Below are 16,187 nucleotides of genomic sequence, written 5' to 3'. Positions count from 1 at the left end.
GGCCGGTTCCGTCAGGCCGTGGCCGTGGCCGCTGCCGCCGCGGTCCCCGGGGCCGCCGCCCCCGCGCGGGCCAGCAGCCCTCCGATCTCCCGGACCGCGGCCCGCCCCGCCCGGTTCGCGCCGATCGTGGAGGCCGAGGGCCCGTACCCCACGAGGTGGACGCGCTCGTCCCGTACGGCACGCGTCCCCTCGACCCGGATGCCGCCGCCCCGCTCCCGCAGGCCCAGCGGTGCCAGATGGCCGACGGACGCGCGGAAGCCGGTCGCCCAGAGGATCACATCGGCGGCCACCGTCCGTCCGTCGTCCCAGGCCACACCGTCCGGGGTGATCCGGTCGAACATCGGCAGCCGGTCGAGCACCCCTTCCTCGCGTGCCCGCGCCACGGCCTCCGTGACCGGCAGGCCGGTGACGGACACCACGCTCAGCGGCGGCAGCCCCCGCCGCACCCGCTCGTCGACCAGCGCGACGGCGGCCCGTCCCAGCTCCTCGTCGAACGGCCCGTCGCGGAAGACGGGCGGCCGGCGCGTCACCCACGTCGTGCCGGCCGCCACCCGGGCGATCTCCATCAGGTGCTGGGTGCCGGAGGCCCCGCCGCCCACCACGACCACGCGCAGCCCGGCGAACTCCGCCGGCCCGGGGTAGTCGGCCGTGTGCAACTGGCGCCCCCGGAAGGTCTCCTGGCCCGGCACGCGCGGCCAGAACGGCCGGTCCCAGGTGCCCGTGGCGCTGATCAGGGCCCGCGCCGACCAGGTGCCCTCGGACGTCTCCACCCGCAGTCGGCCGCCCGTCCCCTCGCGTACCGCCGAGACGTGCGCCGGCCGGTGGACCCGGAGGCCGAAGCGCCGCTCGTACGCGGTGAAGTACGCCCCGATCACCTCGGCGGACGGCCGCTCGCCGTCGGCCTCCGCCGTGACCAGCTCCATGCCGGGAAGCGCGTGCATGCCATGGACCTTGCCGTACGTCAGCGACGGCCAGCGGAACTGCCAGGCGCCGCCCGGCCGCGGGGCGTGGTCGAGCACGACGAAGTCCTGGTCCGGTACCAGCCCCGTGCGCCGCAGATGGTGGGCGGCGGACAGACCCGCCTGCCCGGCGCCGACGACCACCACGTCGATGTCCCGTACCCCAAAGTCGTTCACGTTTCTACTAACGACGGAAGGGGGCGGAACCTTCCCGGAGGGACCGGCCCCCGAGGCCGGGTCAGATCCGTACGGCCTTGGCCCCGGGACGCTCGGCGGGGTCCTGGACCGGTGCGTCGAGCGGGCGGGCGAGTCCCGCCACACCCTCGTCGAGGCGCTGGAGATGACGCAGCACGCGGGAGGTGACCGTACCGGAGGGAAGACCGGCCGGCGCGTCGGTCCTGAGCATGGAGGCGATGCTGGCGCCGGACTCGACCCGGCCCTCGGGCTTCTCGTCCTTGACGTGCGCGGCGAGGACACCGATGTTGTGGGCGATGCGGCGGCCGGCCGACTCCAGACGGGGATCGGCCGTGACGCTCCTGCTGAGCGGGACCAGTTCGGCGGTCGCGGCCAGCGAGCGGGCGTGATAGGCGCAGGTCTCCAGGAGTGCGACGAGATAGCGCACGGTGCGGCGGCGGCCGCGCAGCGGGGTGATGGGGTGGGTGAGCGGCTTGGTGGAGGCGCGCAGGTCGTCCAGGGCCGTGTCCAGGTCCCGCGCCTTGCCGAGCAGGTCGGAGGCGGGGCCGCCGCTGAGCTGCTCCACCGACGCCGACACGACGTCGCCCAGCCGGTCGAGGACGGTCGCCAGCAGTTCGTCGGTGCGCCGGTCGGTGTGCACGGGCAGCACGAGTACGGCCGCGACGATGCCGCAGACGGCGCCGAGCGCGGTCTCCTCGATGCGCAGCACCAGCACGGCGAGGCTGTAGGTGTTGAGCAGGGTGTAGAGCAGCCCGAGCATCGCCGTCACGAAGAAGGACATCAGCGCGTACGACAGCGGAGCGGTGAAGAACATCGCGAAGATGAAGACGAGGACGAGGGCGAAGGCGACCCAGGTGTGGTGGCCTACCACGCCCGCCAGCACCACGCCCGCCAGCACCCCGAGGACGGTGCCCAGCACCCGGCGGTAGCCCTTGACCAGGATCTCCCCGGTCGAAGCGGTGTTGAGGAACACCACCCAGCAGGTCAGCACCGCCCAGTACCAGCGCTGGGTGGAGAGGAGTTCACCGCCGGTGATGGCCAGGACCGAGCCGACCGAGACCTGGAAGGCCGCTCTGGTGGTGGGGCGGCGCAGCCCCGTACGGTCGTCCTCCACCTGCTCCTCGTCACCGGCGAGCGCGATGTCCTCGGCGTCGAACTCCTCGCGTGAACGGGTCGTGGCCGGTGAGTCGTTGGACTCGTCCTGCGGCCCGTCGAGCGCGAGCCGCAGCGCCACGACGGAACGCGCCGCCTCGCCGAGGCCGCGGAAGACGTCCTGGACGGCGGTCGATCCGCGCGGCAGCCGCTCCTCGTCCCGGTAGCCGAGCAGCCGGTTGCGTACGTGGGCCACGCCGGTGTTCCGGTCGCCGGAGGCGGGCCGGGACACCAGCAGAAGCAGTGCGCCCAGATCCCGGCGGAGCGTGGCGGTCGTGTCGACCTCGGCCGAGATCAGATCGCCGGTGGCGGGCACGGGCGCGTTCGGCAGATGCAGGGTGAGGGTGTCCGCGCTCTCGGCGCTGCGGGCGCCCAGCAGCAGTACGCCCAGGCGTTCCGTGGCGATCTCGGCGTCCGCGACCCGGCGTTGCAGCAGCGCGGCCGTGGCCGCGTCGCTCGTACCGTCCTCCAGCCGGCTCTGGATCATCAGCGCGGCCTCGTGCAGCCGGGCGGTGCGCCGGCGCAGCGTGCCGAGGACGCCGTCCAGCTGTTCCGGCGTGGCGTCCAGCAGCTCGATCTGGGTGGCGACGAGTTGCGCGAGCCGGGCCCGGAAGGCGTCGCGCAGCCGCCGCAGAATGCGCGCGGGCGTCTCCGGAACGAGGGCGAACCGGGCGCCGGCGCTGCACGCGAAGGCGATCGCCAGGGTCAGATACAGCGGTGGCAGGGTCGCCACGGTGGCGCCCACGAACAGGGCGACGAAGTAGATCTGGAAGCCGATCAGGCCCAGCGCCGTACCGCGTTCACCGAAGCGGCGGCTGTAGACGGCACCGAAGATCAGGACGACGAAGAAGGCGTCCCCCACGACGATCCGGTTGTGCAGCAGCGCCGCCAGGGACATCGCGAGCAGGGCGATCGGCAGGCCGAGCGCGAGCGTGACCGCCTGGCCGCGCACCTGCTTCTCCTTGACCGCGAAGGTGGAGACCATCGCCGCCATCGCGCCCGCGACCATATGAGTGACATCGGTGTTCAGCAGGGCCAGGACGGCGAGGGTGAGCGCGATCGCCGCGACCGTGCGCAGCCCCGCCATCAGCCGCAGCAGACCGGGGTCGGACGCCACGAAGCGATCCCACGCGCCGGTCCCGCCCCGCCGTTTCGCTGCCCTCACGCCGCTGAACTCTCCTGACTCCGCCGCACCGACCGGATCCGGCCGAACTGACCGGACCCGCCCGGTCGGACCCGACCGTTCGGACACATCAGCATCGCACGGGCGGTGCTCTCCGGACGTGGCCGGGCGCGTCCGCCGCGTTCCGGCAACCGGGGGCCGCGCTCGGCGCGGCCCCCTCCGGCCCTTCGGCATCCGGAGCGCCCGGCCCTGACCGAACGGGCCATACGGGTCAGGCGCGCCGCGTCCGCAACTCCCGTACCCCCGCCACCGCCAGCACCAGCGCGGTCGCGCCCAGCGACCACAGGAGCTGCGGGCGCGCCGTGTCGTCGGTCAGCATCAGCCCGAACACGACCGCCATCGCGGCGAGCGCCAGCCAGGTCAGCCAGGGAAAGAGCCACATCCGCAGCACCAGCCGCTCCGGCGCCTCCGCCTCGATGCGCGGACGCAGACGCAGCTGGGACAGGGCGATCAGCGCCCATACGAACAGCAGCACCGCGCCGACCGCGTTGAGCAGGTAAAGGAAGACCGAGTCGGGCCACTTGAGATTGAGGAGGACCGAGAAGAACCCGAACGCCACGGACGCCAGCACCGCCCGGCGCGGCACGCCCGCGCGCCCCACCTTCGTCAGAGCCCGGGGCGCCTCGCCCCGTTCGGCCAGCGAGAAGACCATCCGGGACGATCCGTACAGATTGGCGTTGAGCGCCGACAACAGCGCCACGAACACCACGATGTTCATGATCTGCCCGGCCGACGGCACACCGATCGAGTCGAGGACGGTGACGTACGGGCTGAGCCCCGCCCGCTGCGCGGTCCAGGGCAGCACCGTCACGATGACCACCATCGAACCGATGTAGAAGAACAGGATGCGGAACATCGAGCTGCGCACCGCCCTGGCCACCGAACGCACCGGGTCGTCGGACTCGGCCGCCGCGATCGTGACGACCTCCAGGCCGCCGAAGGCGAAGATCACGGCGAGGACGCCCGAGATCACGCCCTGCCAGCCGCCCGGCAGGAAGCCGCCCTGTCCGGTGATGTTGGCCAGGCCGACCGGGCTGGTGTCCGGCAGCAGCCCGAAGACCGCCAACAGCCCGAGCAGCAGGAACGCGACGATCGCGAAGACCTTCAGGGCCGCGAAACAGAACTCGAACTCGCCGAAGTTCCTCACGGCGGCGAGGTTGGCGCCCGTGAAGACCAGCATGAAGAGCAGCACCCAGGCCCACTGCGGCACGGACGGCAGCCAGCCGTGCGCGATGCCCGCCGCGCCGGTCGCCTCCACCGCCAACACGACGACCAGCAGGAACCAGTAGAGCCACCCCACGCTGAACCCGGCCCACCGGCCGAGGGCCCGCTCGGCGTGCACGGAGAACGACCCCGACGCCGGCATCGCGGACGACATCTCGCCCAGCATCCGCATCACACACATCGCGAGCGCGCCCGCGATCAGATACGACACGATGATCCCCGGCCCGGCCAGCGCGATCCCGGCCCCCGATCCGACGAAGAGGCCGGCGCCGATCACCCCGCCGAGGCCGAGCATGGTCAGGTGGCGCTGCTTCAGTCCGCCCGCGAGCGGCTCCCGCGGTCTCTCCGTCCCGGCTCCCGGCTCGGTGACCGAGGCGTGGGGCGGAGGCGGGGGGATCTGGTCGTGCATATGCGGTCAGGCTGCTTTCGGGGTCGGGGGGGGCGGGGGGCTTCCGAGATCGGGGCGTGGGGGCCTGGGTCGGGGCGACGGGTCCGTACGTACTCGCGCGGACGGCGCTGGGCAGCCGCCCGGACGGGACCCCTCAGTCTCTCCGGGCGGGGCGCCCGGGGGCAAAAAAGCGGATCGCGCGCCACCGTCGGCCGGACCCCCCCTGGCGACTCCCCGGCCGGACCCCCCTGGCGACTCCCCGGCCGGACCCCCCTGGCGACTCCCCGACCGGAGTCCCCGACCGGAGTCCCCTGACCGGAGTCCCCGACCGGACTCCCCGGCCGGGCGGGAGGGCACTGTGCGGTGGGGTGCGGTCACGAGATATCTTGATGTCGAGAATTGTTGCAGACGTGGAGCGGAGCACCCGGTGACTGACTCGACCATCATCTATACGCACACCGACGAGGCCCCGGCCCTGGCGACGTATTCGTTCCTGCCGGTGGTCGAGGCATACGCCTCGACGGCCGGGGTCGCCGTGGAGAGCCGGGACATCTCCCTGGCGGGGCGGATCATCTCCTCCTTCCCCGAGTACCTGGAGGAGGGCCAGCGCATCGACGACGCCCTCGCTGAGCTGGGCGAACTGGCGCAGACCCCCGGTGCCAACATCATCAAGCTGCCGAACATCTCGGCCTCCATCCCGCAGCTGAAGGCGGCCGTCGCCGAGCTCCAGAAGCAGGGATACGCGCTTCCCGACTACCCGGACGACCCCAAGACCGACCAGGACCGCGACGTCCGCGCGCGGTACGACAAGGTCAAGGGCAGCGCCGTCAACCCCGTGCTGCGCGAGGGCAACTCCGACCGCCGCGCCCCCGCCTCGGTGAAGAACTACGCCAAGGCGCACCCGCACCGCATGGGCGCCTGGACGGCCGACTCCAAGACCAACGTGGCCACCATGGGCGCCGACGACTTCCGCTCCACCGAGAAGTCCGTGGTCGTCGCCGAGGCCGGTTCGCTCCGTATCGAGCTGGCGGGCGAGGACGGCTCCACCACCGTCCTGCGCGAGTCCGTGCCGGTCCTGGCGGGCGAGGTCGTGGACGCTTCGGTGCTGCGCGTCGCGGCGCTGCGCGAGTTCGTCGCGGCCCAGATCGCCCGCGCCAAGGCCGAGGGCGTGCTGTTCTCCGTGCACCTCAAGGCCACCATGATGAAGGTCTCCGACCCGATCATCTTCGGCCATGTCGTGCGCGCCTTCTTCCCGAAGACGTTCGCCGCGCACGGCGCGACGCTCGCCGCGGCCGGCCTGACCCCGAACGACGGTCTGGGCGGCATCCTCAAGGGCCTGGAGTCGCTGCCGGACGGCGCGGAGATCGCCGCGTCCTTCACCGCCGAGCTGGCCGAGGGCCCCGCGCTGGCGATGGTCGACTCCGACCGAGGCATCACCAACCTGCACGTACCGAGCGACGTCATCGTCGACGCCTCCATGCCGGCCATGATCCGCACCTCCGGCCACATGTGGGGCCCGGACGGCGCCGAGGCCGACACCATCGCCGTCCTGCCGGACAGCAGCTACGCCGGGGTCTACCAGGCCGTCATCGACGACTGCCGCGCCAACGGCGCCTTCGACCCGGCCACGATGGGCTCCGTGCCCAACGTCGGCCTGATGGCGCAGAAGGCCGAGGAGTACGGCAGCCACGACAAGACGTTCGAGATCGCGGCGGCGGGCACGGTCCGCGTCGTGAACGAGGCCGGCGAGACCGTGCTGGAGCAGCCGGTCGGCGCGGGTGACATCTTCCGCATGTGCCAGACCAAGGACCTGCCGATCCAGGACTGGGTCAAGCTCGCCGTCACCCGCGCCCGCGCGACCGGCGACCCGGCCGTGTTCTGGCTGGACGAGGGACGCGCGCACGACGCCAACCTGATCGAGAAGGTCAAGGCGTACCTGCCGGAGCACGACACCGACGGTCTCCGGATCGAGATCATGACGCCGGTCGAGGCGACCGCCTTCTCCCTGGAGCGCATCCGCCGGGGCGAGGACACCATCTCCGTCACCGGCAACGTGCTGCGCGACTACCTCACCGACCTGTTCCCGATCCTGGAGCTGGGCACGAGCGCGAAGATGCTCTCGGTCGTCCCGCTGATGAACGGCGGCGGCCTCTTCGAGACCGGCGCCGGCGGCTCCGCGCCCAAGCACGTCCAGCAGCTCGTCAGGGAGAACTACCTGCGCTGGGACAGCCTGGGCGAGTTCCTCGCGCTGGCGGTCAGCTTCGAGCACCTCGCGCAGACGACGGACAACCCGCGCGCCCAGGTCCTCGCCGACACCCTCGACCGCGCGACCGGCTCCTTCCTCAACGAGGACAAGTCGCCCAGCCGCAAGATCGGTGGCATCGACAACCGCGGCAGCCACTTCTACCTGGCGCTCTACTGGGCCCAGGAGCTGGCGAAGCAGACGGACGACGCGCAGCTCGCGCAGGCGTTCGGCGCTCTCGCCAAGACGCTGGCCGAGCAGGAGGAGACCATCGTCGCCGAGCTGGCGGCGGTGCAGGGCTCGCCCGTCGACATCGGCGGCTACTACCAGCCCGACCCGGCCAAGGCCGCGTCCGTGATGCGTCCCTCGGCCACCTTCACGCAGGCGCTCGCGACCCTCGGCTGATCCGGGAGACGCGCGGCCGCTGAACGGCTGAACGACCGGTGGGGGGGGGGGGGGGGGGGGGGGGGGGCGCCGCGGCGCCCCCCCCCCCCCCCCCCCCCCCCCCCCCCCCCACCGGCTTCTCCGCACCCGCGGCGGACCGGCACGTCCCGCGCCACGCCCGACTCGCCGCCACGCCCGACTCGCCGCCGCGCCGGACGGCTGACGGTCCAGGACTCCGGACGCCTTCATACGGGCGTTTCCTCCGCCGCGGCGCGGGCGTCCAGTGCCGCCACCTCCGCCGCTGTCGGGAACGACGCCTGCGCGCCCTCCCCGGTGACGGCGGCGGCCCCCACCCGCGCCGCGTACCGCGCGGCGGCGCCCAGCTCCGCGCCGGCACCGAGCCGCCAGGCCAGCGCGGCCGTGAACGCGTCGCCCGCCCCCGTCGTATCCACCGCGCGCACCGGTACGGACGCCACCAGCTCCGTCGTCAGGCCGTCCGCCACCAGCGCGCCCCGGGCGCCCAGGGTGATCACCACCGACCGGGGGCCCAGCGCCAGCAGCGCCCGCGCCCACTCCCGGGGGTCGTCACCGACCGGCCCGCCGAGCACCACCCGTACCTCGTGCTCGTTGAGGACCAGCGGGTCGCAGGCCGCGAGGATCGCGGCGGGCAGCCGCACCGGGGGAGAGGGGTTCAGCACGAAACGCCTACCGGGGGCCATGCTCCGGACCACCTCGGCGACCGTCTCCAGCGGGATCTCCAACTGCGCCGAGACCACCCGCGCCGCCCGCAGCAGATCCGCCGCGTCCCGCACGTCCCCGGGCGACAGCCGTGCGTTGGCGCCCGGGGACACCACGATGCTGTTGTCGCCGGAGGGGTCCACGGTGATCAGCGCCACCCCGGTGGGCGCTCCGCCGCAGAGCACCCCGGCGGTGTCGACGCCCGCCGCGCGCTGCGCGTCGAGCAGCAGCCGCCCGTGCGCGTCGTCACCGACCCGGGCCAGCAGCGCGGTCCTGGCCCCGAGCCGCGCGGCCGCCACCGCCTGGTTCCCGCCCTTGCCGCCCGGATGGACGGAGAGATCGGAGCCGAGCACCGTCTCCCCGGGGCCCGGGCGCCGCTCGACGCCGATCACCAGATCGGCGTTCGCCGACCCCACGACCAGCAGGTCGTACGCGTCCCTCACTGTCTCTCCGTTTCCTCGGGTTCCTCGGGGCACGATCCCTCGGGGGGTACGGGCCGCCCCCGCCAGCAGCACGGGCCCGCCAGGAGCACGGGCCCGCGCGGCGTCAGGAGAAGTCGGCCACGTTCTCCGCCGTGACCACCTTCACCGGCACCTTCACCGTCGCCTCGGTCCTCCTGCCCCCGGCCGCCTCGATCGCGTTGCGCACGGCGAGCCTGCCCAGCTCACGGGGCTGCTGGGCGACCGACGCGTACAGCGTGCCCGCCCCGACCGCCTTCAGCCCGTCGGGTGTGCCGTCGAATCCCACCACCTGGACCGACCTGCCCGCCCTGGCGCCCAGCGCCTTGACCGCACCGAGCGCCATCTCGTCGTTCTCGGCGAAGACACCGTTCACCTCGCCGCCCGCCTGGAGCATGTTCGTCATCACGTCGAGGCCCTTGGTGCGGTCGAAGTCCGCGGGCTGCTTCGCGACGACCTCGATCCCCGGATACGCCGCGATGCCCCGGGCGAAGCCCGCGCCGCGCTCCCGGCTCGCCGAAGTGCCCGCGGTGCCCTGGAGGATCACGATCCTGCCCTTGCCGCCGAGCTTCCCGGCCAGCGCCCGCGCCGCCTGCTCGCCGCCCGCGACGTTGTCGGAGGCCACGAGCGTCGCCACATCGGCCTCGTTGACACCGCGGTCGGCGGCGATCACCGGGATGTCCGCCCGGTTGGCGGCCCGCACCGAGGGGCCCGCCGCGTCCGAGTCGACCGGGTTGACGATCACCGACGACAGGGCCTCGCTGGTGAAGTTCTCTATCTGGTTGGCCTGTTGGGAGGCGTCGTTCTGCGCGTCGGTGACGGTGAGTTCGACCCCGCGCGCCTTCGCCTCGGCCTGGGCACCCGCCTTCAGCTGCACGAAGAAGGGGTTGTTGAGCGTGGAGACGGACATGCCCAGCCTGGTCGCGCCGCCCGACGATCCACTGTTCCAGAGGGAGACACCACCGACGACGGCCGCCACCAGCACCGCGGCGACCGTGTATCCCACCGTCCGCGCCTTCCCGCCCCCCGGCCCGCCCGCACCCCCGGTACCGGCCGCTCCGCCCGCGCCCGCCGTCGCGCCGGCCCGCCGGCGCACGGTGTCGAGCAGCACCGCGAGCGCGATGACCACACCGATGACGACCTGCTGCCAGAACGCCGACACCGACAGCAGGTTGAGCCCGTTGCGCAGCACCGCGAGGATCAGCGCGCCGATCAGGGTGCCGGACGCCTTGCCGACCCCGCCCGACAGGCTGGCGCCGCCGATGACCACGGCGGCGATCGCGTCGAGTTCGTACCCCTGCGCGGCCTGCGGCTGCGCCGAGGCGAGCCGGGAGGCGAGGACGATGCCCGCGACGGCGGCGAACAGCCCGGACAGCGCGTAGACGGCGACCTTCTGCCGCTTGACCCGCAGTCCGGAGAGCCGCGCGGCCTCCTCGTTGCCACCGATCGCGTACATCGAGCGGCCGAGATACGTGCGGCCCAGGATCACCGAGGTGACCAGGCCCGCCACGATCATCACGAGGACCGGCACCGGCAGCCGGCCGCCGAGTGTGTCGCCCAGCCGCGCGACGGAGGAGGGGAAGGCGATCGGGCTGCCTCCCGAGATCACCAGGGACAGACCCCGGCCCACCGAGAGCATCGCCAACGTGGCGATGAACGGCGGGAGTTTCCCGTACGAGACGAGCGCGCCGTTGACGAGCCCGCACGCCGCGCCGGTGGCGACGGCGAGGACGACGGCCGACCACACCGGCACCCCGGCGGACGTCGCCGACCACGCCAGCACGGTCGCGGACAGCGCCGCCACCGAACCGACCGACAGGTCGATGCCCGCCGTGACGATGACGAAGGTGACACCGAACGCGAGGATCGCGGTCACGGCGGCCTGCACACCGACATTGAGGAGGTTCTGCGTGCTGAGGAAGTCCCCGGACAGCAGCGACATCGCCACCACCAGGACCACCAGGGCGCTCAGCGCGCCGTTGTCGAGCAGCAGGCGGCGCAGCCCCGGTGTGCCGCCACCGCCCGTCGTGTGCTTCCCGCTCTTGAGCGTGTCAGTGGCCATGGGAGCCCTCCACCCCTTCTTCGTCCGCCGCCCGGTCGTGTGTACCGGCGGACCCGCCCGGGACGGCGAGCGCCATCACCGCGTCCTGGGTGGCCTCGTGCGCCGCGAGTTCACCGGCGATGCGGCCCTGGGCCATCACCAGCACCCGGTCGCTCATCCCGAGGACCTCGGGCAGGTCGCTGGAGATCATCAGCACGGCGTGACCGGCGGCGGTGAGCGCGTTGACCAGCTCGTAGATCTCGACCTTCGCACCGACATCGACCCCGCGCGTCGGCTCGTCGAGGATCAGCACCTTCACCTCGGCGAGCAGCCACTTGCCGATGACGACCTTCTGCTGGTTGCCACCGGACAGCGTGCCCACCCGCTGATCGAGCCCCGCCATCCGGATACCGAGCCGCTCGGCGATCCGGCCGGCCGCCGTGCGCTGCGCCGTGCGGTCCACCAGCCCGGCGCGGGTCGCCGAACGCAGGGTGACCAGGCCGAGGTTCTCCGCCACCGAGGCGTCCAGCAGCAGGCCCTGGCCCTTGCGGTCCTCGGGCACCAGCCCGATCCCGGCGGCCGTCGCCGCGCCGATGTCGTGCCGGGCCAGCGGCGTGCCCGCCACCCGTACGGTGCCGGTGTCGTAGCGGTCGGCGCCGAACACCGCCCGCGCCACCTCGGTCCGGCCCGCGCCCACCAGCCCCGCCAGGCCGACGACCTCACCGGCCCGCACCTCGAAGCCGATGTCGTGGAAGGCCCCTCGCCTGGTCAGCCCGGCGACGCTGAGCAGCGGCTCACCCGTTGCGGTGGCCCGGCGCGGATACCGCTGCCCGATGGAACGGCCCACCATGAGCCGTACGAGTTCGTCCTCGGGGGTCGACGCGGGCACCTGGTCCACACTGCGGCCGTCGCGCAGCACGGTGACCCGGTCGCCGAGCGCCGCGATCTCCTCCAGACGGTGGGTGATGAAGACGACGGCCACTCCGTCCTCGCGCAGCGCGCGCACGATACGGAAGAGTTTCTCCACCTCCTCTGAGGTCAGCACGGCCGTCGGCTCGTCCATGATCAGCACCCGGGCGTCCAGGCTGAGTGCCTTGGCGATCTCGACCATCTGGAGCCGGGCGATGCCCAGTTCGCGCACGGGGGTGTGCGGCTCGACGCCGACCCCGACGCGCTCCAGCAGCCCGGCAGCGTCCGACTCCATCCTTCCGCGGTCGATCAGACCGAGGCGGCGGGGCTGGCGGCCCAGGAAGATGTTCTCGGCCACGGTCAGATCCGGTACGAGGTTGAACTCCTGGTGGATGGTGGCGATACCGAGCCGCCGCGCGTCCTGCGTGCCGTGGATCCGTACCTCCCGCCCGTCCACGAGGATCCGTCCGGCGTCCGGGCGGCAGGCGCCCGAGAGCATCTTGATCAGGGTGCTCTTGCCCGCGCCGTTCTCCCCGAGCAGGACATGCACCTCGCCCCGGCGCAGATCGAAGTCGACGCTGTCGAGGGCGACCACACCGGGGAAGGTCTTGCGCAGGCCCTCGATACGCAGCAACTCGTCCGGATGGCTCATGAGTTGCTCCTTCGCCCGGCGGATGACCGATGCGGGTGGTCCACCGGCGGCGGCGCGCCGCACGAGCGGCGTACGACCAGCCGGGCGGGCAGGGTGACGGACGGCGGGACGCGGCCACCGATGCGCGCGATCAGCGCCCGCACGGCGGCCCGGCCCAGCTCCTCGGTCGGCTGCGCGATGGCCGTGAGGGGCGGGTCGGTGTGCACGAACCACGGGATGTCGTCGAAGGCGGCGAGCGCGATGTCACCGGGAACGCCCAGCCCCCGCGCGCGGATCGCGTCCAGCGCGCCGAGCGCCATCAGGTTGTCCGCAGCGAACACGGCGTCGGGCGGCTCGGGCAGGGCGAGGAACCGCTCGGCGGCGCGGCGCCCGCTCTCGGCCTGGAAGTCGCCCTGGCCGACGTACGCCTCCGGCAGCACCACGCCCCGCTCGCGCAGCGCGGCGCGGAACGCGTCGACGCGTTCGCTGCCGGTCGTGGTGGCCGCGGGACCGGCGATGATCGCCACTCCGCGACGGCCGAGCCGCAGCAGATGGTCCACCAGATCCGCCACAGCGCCGCGCCCGTCGGCCCGTACGACCGGTACCTCCACGCCCGGCACCCAACGGTCCACGAAGACGACCGGAGTCCCGGCGCGCACCGTGTCCGCGATGAGCGTCGAGCCGGGGGCGGTGGGCGACAGCAGCAGCCCGTCGATGCGCCGGTCGAGCAGGGTACGGACGTGGTGGTCCTGCAACTCCGGCCGCTCGTCGGCGTTTCCGATGATCACGCTGTAGCCGAGGGCCCGCGCCTCCTCCTCGACGGCCCGGGCCAGCGCGGTGAAGTACGGATTGAGCACATCGCTGATGACCAGACCCAGCGTGCGGGTCCGGTCGGTGCGCAGTGAGCGGGCCACGGCGTTGGGCCGGTAGCCCAGCGACGCCACGGCGGCGAACACCCGGGCCCGAGCCGCCGGGCTGACCGACGGATGGTCGTTGAGCACGCGCGACACCGTGGCGGCGGACACACCCGCCTCGGCCGCGACGTCCTTGATGCCGGCCATCGTCGGTCCACCTCCTTGTGGAGTCGATGACAACGAGGATTGGAATCGATTCCACGACGAGAGACAAGAGCCGGACGGCATTCCGAGACCGGATCGTGACGGGGACGGCGGGCGGGCGAACGGGAGACGGGAGAACGGGAGACGTAAGGCGGGAGAACGGGAGGCGGGAGACGTAAGGCGGGAGAACGGGAGACGGGCGGCGGCGGAGCGGCGACCACTCATGGCCCCGGACGCGCGACGGTCCGGTCGGCGGGCACGTCGGCGCGGCCCGTGCTTCCCGTGACACCAGAGGTACCAGTGACAGTTCGCCGGTGGACCGCGAACATGGGGACGGGGACATGACCTTGACGGACAGCCGTCCGGAACCGGGCGGCGAGCGGCGACGGAAGAGGACGGCACATGCGCGAGAGCATCGTCGTGGTGGGCGGTGGGGCGGCGGGAGCAGGAGCGGCGGAGTCCCTGCGGCGCGAGGGATTCACCGGGCGGCTGACGCTGGTGGGGGAGGAGCCGGGCCTGCCGTACGACCGGCCGCCGCTGTCGAAGCAGGTCCTCTCGGGGGCCTGGCAGCCGGACAGGACCGTACTGCGGGACCGGGACCACTACGACGGTCTCGCCGTCACCCTGCGGCCGGGGCGGGCCACCGGCCTGGATGTCGCGGGCCACCGGCTGCGCCTCGAAGACGGTACGGCGCTGGACTACGACGGTCTGGTGATCGCCACCGGCGTCACCCCGCGCCGGCTGCCCTTCGGGCACGAACTGGCGGGCGTCCATGTGCTGCGTACCGTCGACGACGCGACCGCGCTCGGCGGCGCCCTGGCGGACGCCCGCCGGCTGGTGGTGATCGGCGCGGGCTTCCTGGGCACCGAGGTCGCGGCGGTCGCCGCGCAACTGGGCCTGGCCGTCACGGTGGTCGACCCCCTGCCCCTGCCGATGGCCCGTCAGCTCGGCGGCGCGGTCGCCGAGCGGCTCTGCACCCTGCACCGGGCGCGGGGCGTCACCCTCCTCACCGGAGCCTCGGTCGGCGGTTTCACGGCGTCCGACGGCCGGGTCGAGGGGGTGCGGCTCGCCGACGGCACACTGCTGGAGACCGATCTCGTCCTCGTCGCCATCGGCTCCGTACCCGCCGTGGACTGGCTGCGGGACTCCGGCCTCGCGCTGGACAACGGGGTCGTCTGTGACGCCTACTGCCGTGCCGCGCCCGATGTCTACGCCGCCGGGGATGTCGCGAGCTGGCCGAACGCCCGCTACGGCAGGCGGATGCGGCTGGAGCACCGGACGAACGCGGGCGAGCAGAGCGCGGCGGCGGCCCGGAATCTGCTGCGTGGCGACATCGAAGCGTTCACCCCGCTGCCGTACTTCTGGTCGGACCAGTTCGACGTGAAGATCCAGGCCCACGGTCTGCTGGCCGAGGACGCCGATGTGGAGATCGTCGAGGACGAGGGGCCGGGCTTCGTGGCGCTCTACCGCTCCGGCGGCCGGACCGTGGGCGCGCTCGCCTGGAACGCGTTCCGGCAACTGCGCCCCTACCGCAAGGAGTTGGCCGATCAGCCGTTCCCGGCCGGCGAACCCGCCCCGGCCCCCGGCCCGGCGGCCGTGGTCTGAGCCTCCGGCCGGGCGGGCGCCGGAGCCACCGGCGCCGCCCGGCCCACCGACTCGACCAGCGGAAGCAGCCGGTGCGCCACGCGCTCGCGCAGCGCCATCTCGGTCCGGGTGCGGACCACGCCGGGCAGCCGGATCAGCCGCTGGACCACGTCCTCCAGATGGCCGTTGTCGCGTGCCACGACCCGGGTGAGCAGATCGCCGGCGCCGGTGATCGAGAACGCCTCGATGATCTCGGGGACCGTGGCGAGCGCGTCGCCCACCTCGTCCAGATGCCCCTGCGTCACCTCGATGTGGACGAAGGCGAGCACCGGGTGGCCGAGCGCGGCGGGGGAGAGATACGGTCCGGTGCCGGTGATCACACCGGTGCGTTCCAGCCGGTCGAGCCGCGCCTGGAGCGTGCCCCTGGCGATCCCGAGCAGGCGGGCGTACTCCCGCACCGAGGTGCGTGGCCGCTCGATGAGGAGCCGCAGGATACGGGTGTCGAGCGCGTCCACTGCCATGGGTCTGCCGGGGCCTTCCGCCGTCGTCCGTACGCGGCGTCCACTGTACCGACGGCCGGTCCCCGCCCCGGTCGGCCCGGCCGTCCGCCGGTGGACCGGCCGCGCCGGGCCGGGACGGCGGCGCTACCCTGGCGCCCGTGACCGATGCCGATGATGTCCGTCGTATCGCGCTCTCCCTCCCGGAGACCCTGGAGAAGGAGGCGTGGAGCATGCCCACCTTCCGTGTCGCGGGAAAGATGTTCGTGACGATCCCCGACGACCTGACCTCGTTCGCCGTGCGCTGCCCCAAGTACGAGCGGACGGAACTGATCGCGGCCGAGCCGGAGAAGTTCTGGGTGCCGCCGCACGAGGCGGGTTCCGCGTGGGTACGGGTGCGGCTCGCCGCGCTGGAGGACCTGGACGAACTGCGCGACATCGTCGTGGACTCCTGGAAGCAGGCCGCCCCGGACCGCCTGGTGGACGCGTACACGTCGCCGGATCGGGACGAGCACGGCTGAGGGCGGCCCAGCCGCCTCCGTGA

The 16,187-nt window shown here is 73.1% G+C and carries 11 protein-coding genes; 3 read left to right on the top strand and 8 right to left on the bottom strand.

The window, feature by feature from the left end:
- Window positions 1-11 precede the first annotated feature (11 nt).
- The 3 genes from ACFY6S_RS20345 to ACFY6S_RS20335 form a co-directional block, all read right to left on the bottom strand.
- Window positions 12-1,136 carry an NAD(P)-binding domain-containing protein gene (locus tag ACFY6S_RS20345; protein WP_388819541.1) on the bottom strand — a complete coding sequence of 375 codons (1,125 nt, stop codon included), beginning with the start codon at window positions 1,134-1,136 and terminating at the stop codon, window positions 12-14.
- A gap of 61 nt (window positions 1,137-1,197) precedes the next feature.
- Window positions 1,198-3,393, bottom strand: coding sequence for an FUSC family protein (locus tag ACFY6S_RS20340; RefSeq protein ID WP_388819845.1), 2,196 nt, complete (start codon window positions 3,391-3,393; stop codon window positions 1,198-1,200).
- 307 nt (window positions 3,394-3,700) lie between these two features.
- Complete coding sequence (locus ACFY6S_RS20335) at window positions 3,701-5,122, bottom strand: amino acid permease (RefSeq protein WP_388819538.1); 1,422 nt, start codon at window positions 5,120-5,122, stop codon at window positions 3,701-3,703.
- Window positions 5,123-5,528: 406 nt separating this feature from the next.
- Here ACFY6S_RS20335 and ACFY6S_RS20330 point away from each other — a divergent pair, with 406 nt between their 5' ends.
- Window positions 5,529-7,748, top strand: coding sequence for an NADP-dependent isocitrate dehydrogenase (locus ACFY6S_RS20330; RefSeq protein ID WP_388819535.1), 2,220 nt, complete (start codon window positions 5,529-5,531; stop codon window positions 7,746-7,748).
- 224 nt (window positions 7,749-7,972) lie between these two features.
- On the opposite strand, the gene ACFY6S_RS20325 is transcribed toward ACFY6S_RS20330, so the two are convergent.
- The 4 genes from ACFY6S_RS20325 to ACFY6S_RS20310 all read right to left on the bottom strand — a co-directional run bounded on the left by ACFY6S_RS20325 (window position 7,973) and on the right by ACFY6S_RS20310 (window position 13,565).
- On the bottom strand, window positions 7,973-8,908 hold the full coding sequence (locus tag ACFY6S_RS20325) for a ribokinase (protein WP_388819532.1): 936 nt from the start codon (window positions 8,906-8,908) through the stop codon (window positions 7,973-7,975).
- A 103-nt stretch (window positions 8,909-9,011) separates the two neighbouring features.
- Window positions 9,012-10,985 (bottom strand): substrate-binding domain-containing protein, encoded by a 1,974-nt coding sequence (locus tag ACFY6S_RS20320; protein WP_388819529.1) that lies wholly within the window; start codon window positions 10,983-10,985, stop codon window positions 9,012-9,014.
- Window positions 10,975-12,525: a sugar ABC transporter ATP-binding protein gene (locus ACFY6S_RS20315; RefSeq protein ID WP_388819526.1), complete on the bottom strand. Its 1,551-nt coding sequence runs from the start codon at window positions 12,523-12,525 to the stop codon at window positions 10,975-10,977. The genes ACFY6S_RS20320 and ACFY6S_RS20315 overlap by 11 nt, the downstream gene beginning before the upstream one ends.
- Complete coding sequence (locus ACFY6S_RS20310) at window positions 12,522-13,565, bottom strand: LacI family DNA-binding transcriptional regulator (RefSeq protein ID WP_388819523.1); 1,044 nt, start codon at window positions 13,563-13,565, stop codon at window positions 12,522-12,524. Before ACFY6S_RS20310 ends, ACFY6S_RS20315 begins: the two co-directional genes overlap by 4 nt.
- Window positions 13,566-13,964: 399 nt before the next feature.
- Between ACFY6S_RS20310 and ACFY6S_RS20305 the strand changes: the two genes are divergently transcribed.
- On the top strand, window positions 13,965-15,167 hold the full coding sequence (locus tag ACFY6S_RS20305; RefSeq protein ID WP_388819520.1) for an NAD(P)/FAD-dependent oxidoreductase: 1,203 nt from the start codon (window positions 13,965-13,967) through the stop codon (window positions 15,165-15,167).
- On the opposite strand, the gene ACFY6S_RS20300 is transcribed toward ACFY6S_RS20305, so the two are convergent.
- Window positions 15,110-15,667, bottom strand: coding sequence for an Lrp/AsnC family transcriptional regulator (locus ACFY6S_RS20300; protein ID WP_388819517.1), 558 nt, complete (start codon window positions 15,665-15,667; stop codon window positions 15,110-15,112). The two genes, ACFY6S_RS20305 and ACFY6S_RS20300, sit on opposite strands and share 58 nt — an antisense overlap.
- 137 nt (window positions 15,668-15,804) lie before the next feature.
- Here ACFY6S_RS20300 and ACFY6S_RS20295 point away from each other — a divergent pair, with 137 nt between their 5' ends.
- On the top strand, window positions 15,805-16,164 hold the full coding sequence (locus tag ACFY6S_RS20295) for an MmcQ/YjbR family DNA-binding protein (protein ID WP_388819514.1): 360 nt from the start codon (window positions 15,805-15,807) through the stop codon (window positions 16,162-16,164).
- Window positions 16,165-16,187 lie beyond the last annotated feature (23 nt).

The sequence above is a fragment of the Streptomyces sp. NPDC012835 genome (genome assembly GCF_042900885.1).
GTDB lineage: Bacteria > Actinomycetota > Actinomycetes > Streptomycetales > Streptomycetaceae > Streptomyces.
This window is presented reverse-complemented; position numbering and strand designations above follow the sequence as displayed.

What these genes read in the sequence shown, in the direction of transcription:
- ACFY6S_RS20340 (WP_388819845.1), bottom strand. Translation starts at nt 3,393, where the DNA reads ATGGCGGGGCTGCGCACGGTCGCGGCGATCGCGCTCACCCTCGCCGTC.
- ACFY6S_RS20335 (WP_388819538.1), bottom strand. Translation starts at nt 5,122, where the DNA reads ATGCACGACCAGATCCCCCCGCCTCCGCCCCACGCCTCGGTCACCGAG.
- ACFY6S_RS20320 (WP_388819529.1), bottom strand. Translation starts at nt 10,985, where the DNA reads ATGGCCACTGACACGCTCAAGAGCGGGAAGCACACGACGGGCGGTGGC.
- ACFY6S_RS20315 (WP_388819526.1), bottom strand. Translation starts at nt 12,525, where the DNA reads ATGAGCCATCCGGACGAGTTGCTGCGTATCGAGGGCCTGCGCAAGACC.
- ACFY6S_RS20310 (WP_388819523.1), bottom strand. Translation starts at nt 13,565, where the DNA reads ATGGCCGGCATCAAGGACGTCGCGGCCGAGGCGGGTGTGTCCGCCGCC.
- ACFY6S_RS20305 (WP_388819520.1), top strand. Translation starts at nt 13,965, where the DNA reads ATGCGCGAGAGCATCGTCGTGGTGGGCGGTGGGGCGGCGGGAGCAGGA.
- ACFY6S_RS20300 (WP_388819517.1), bottom strand. Translation starts at nt 15,667, where the DNA reads ATGGCAGTGGACGCGCTCGACACCCGTATCCTGCGGCTCCTCATCGAG.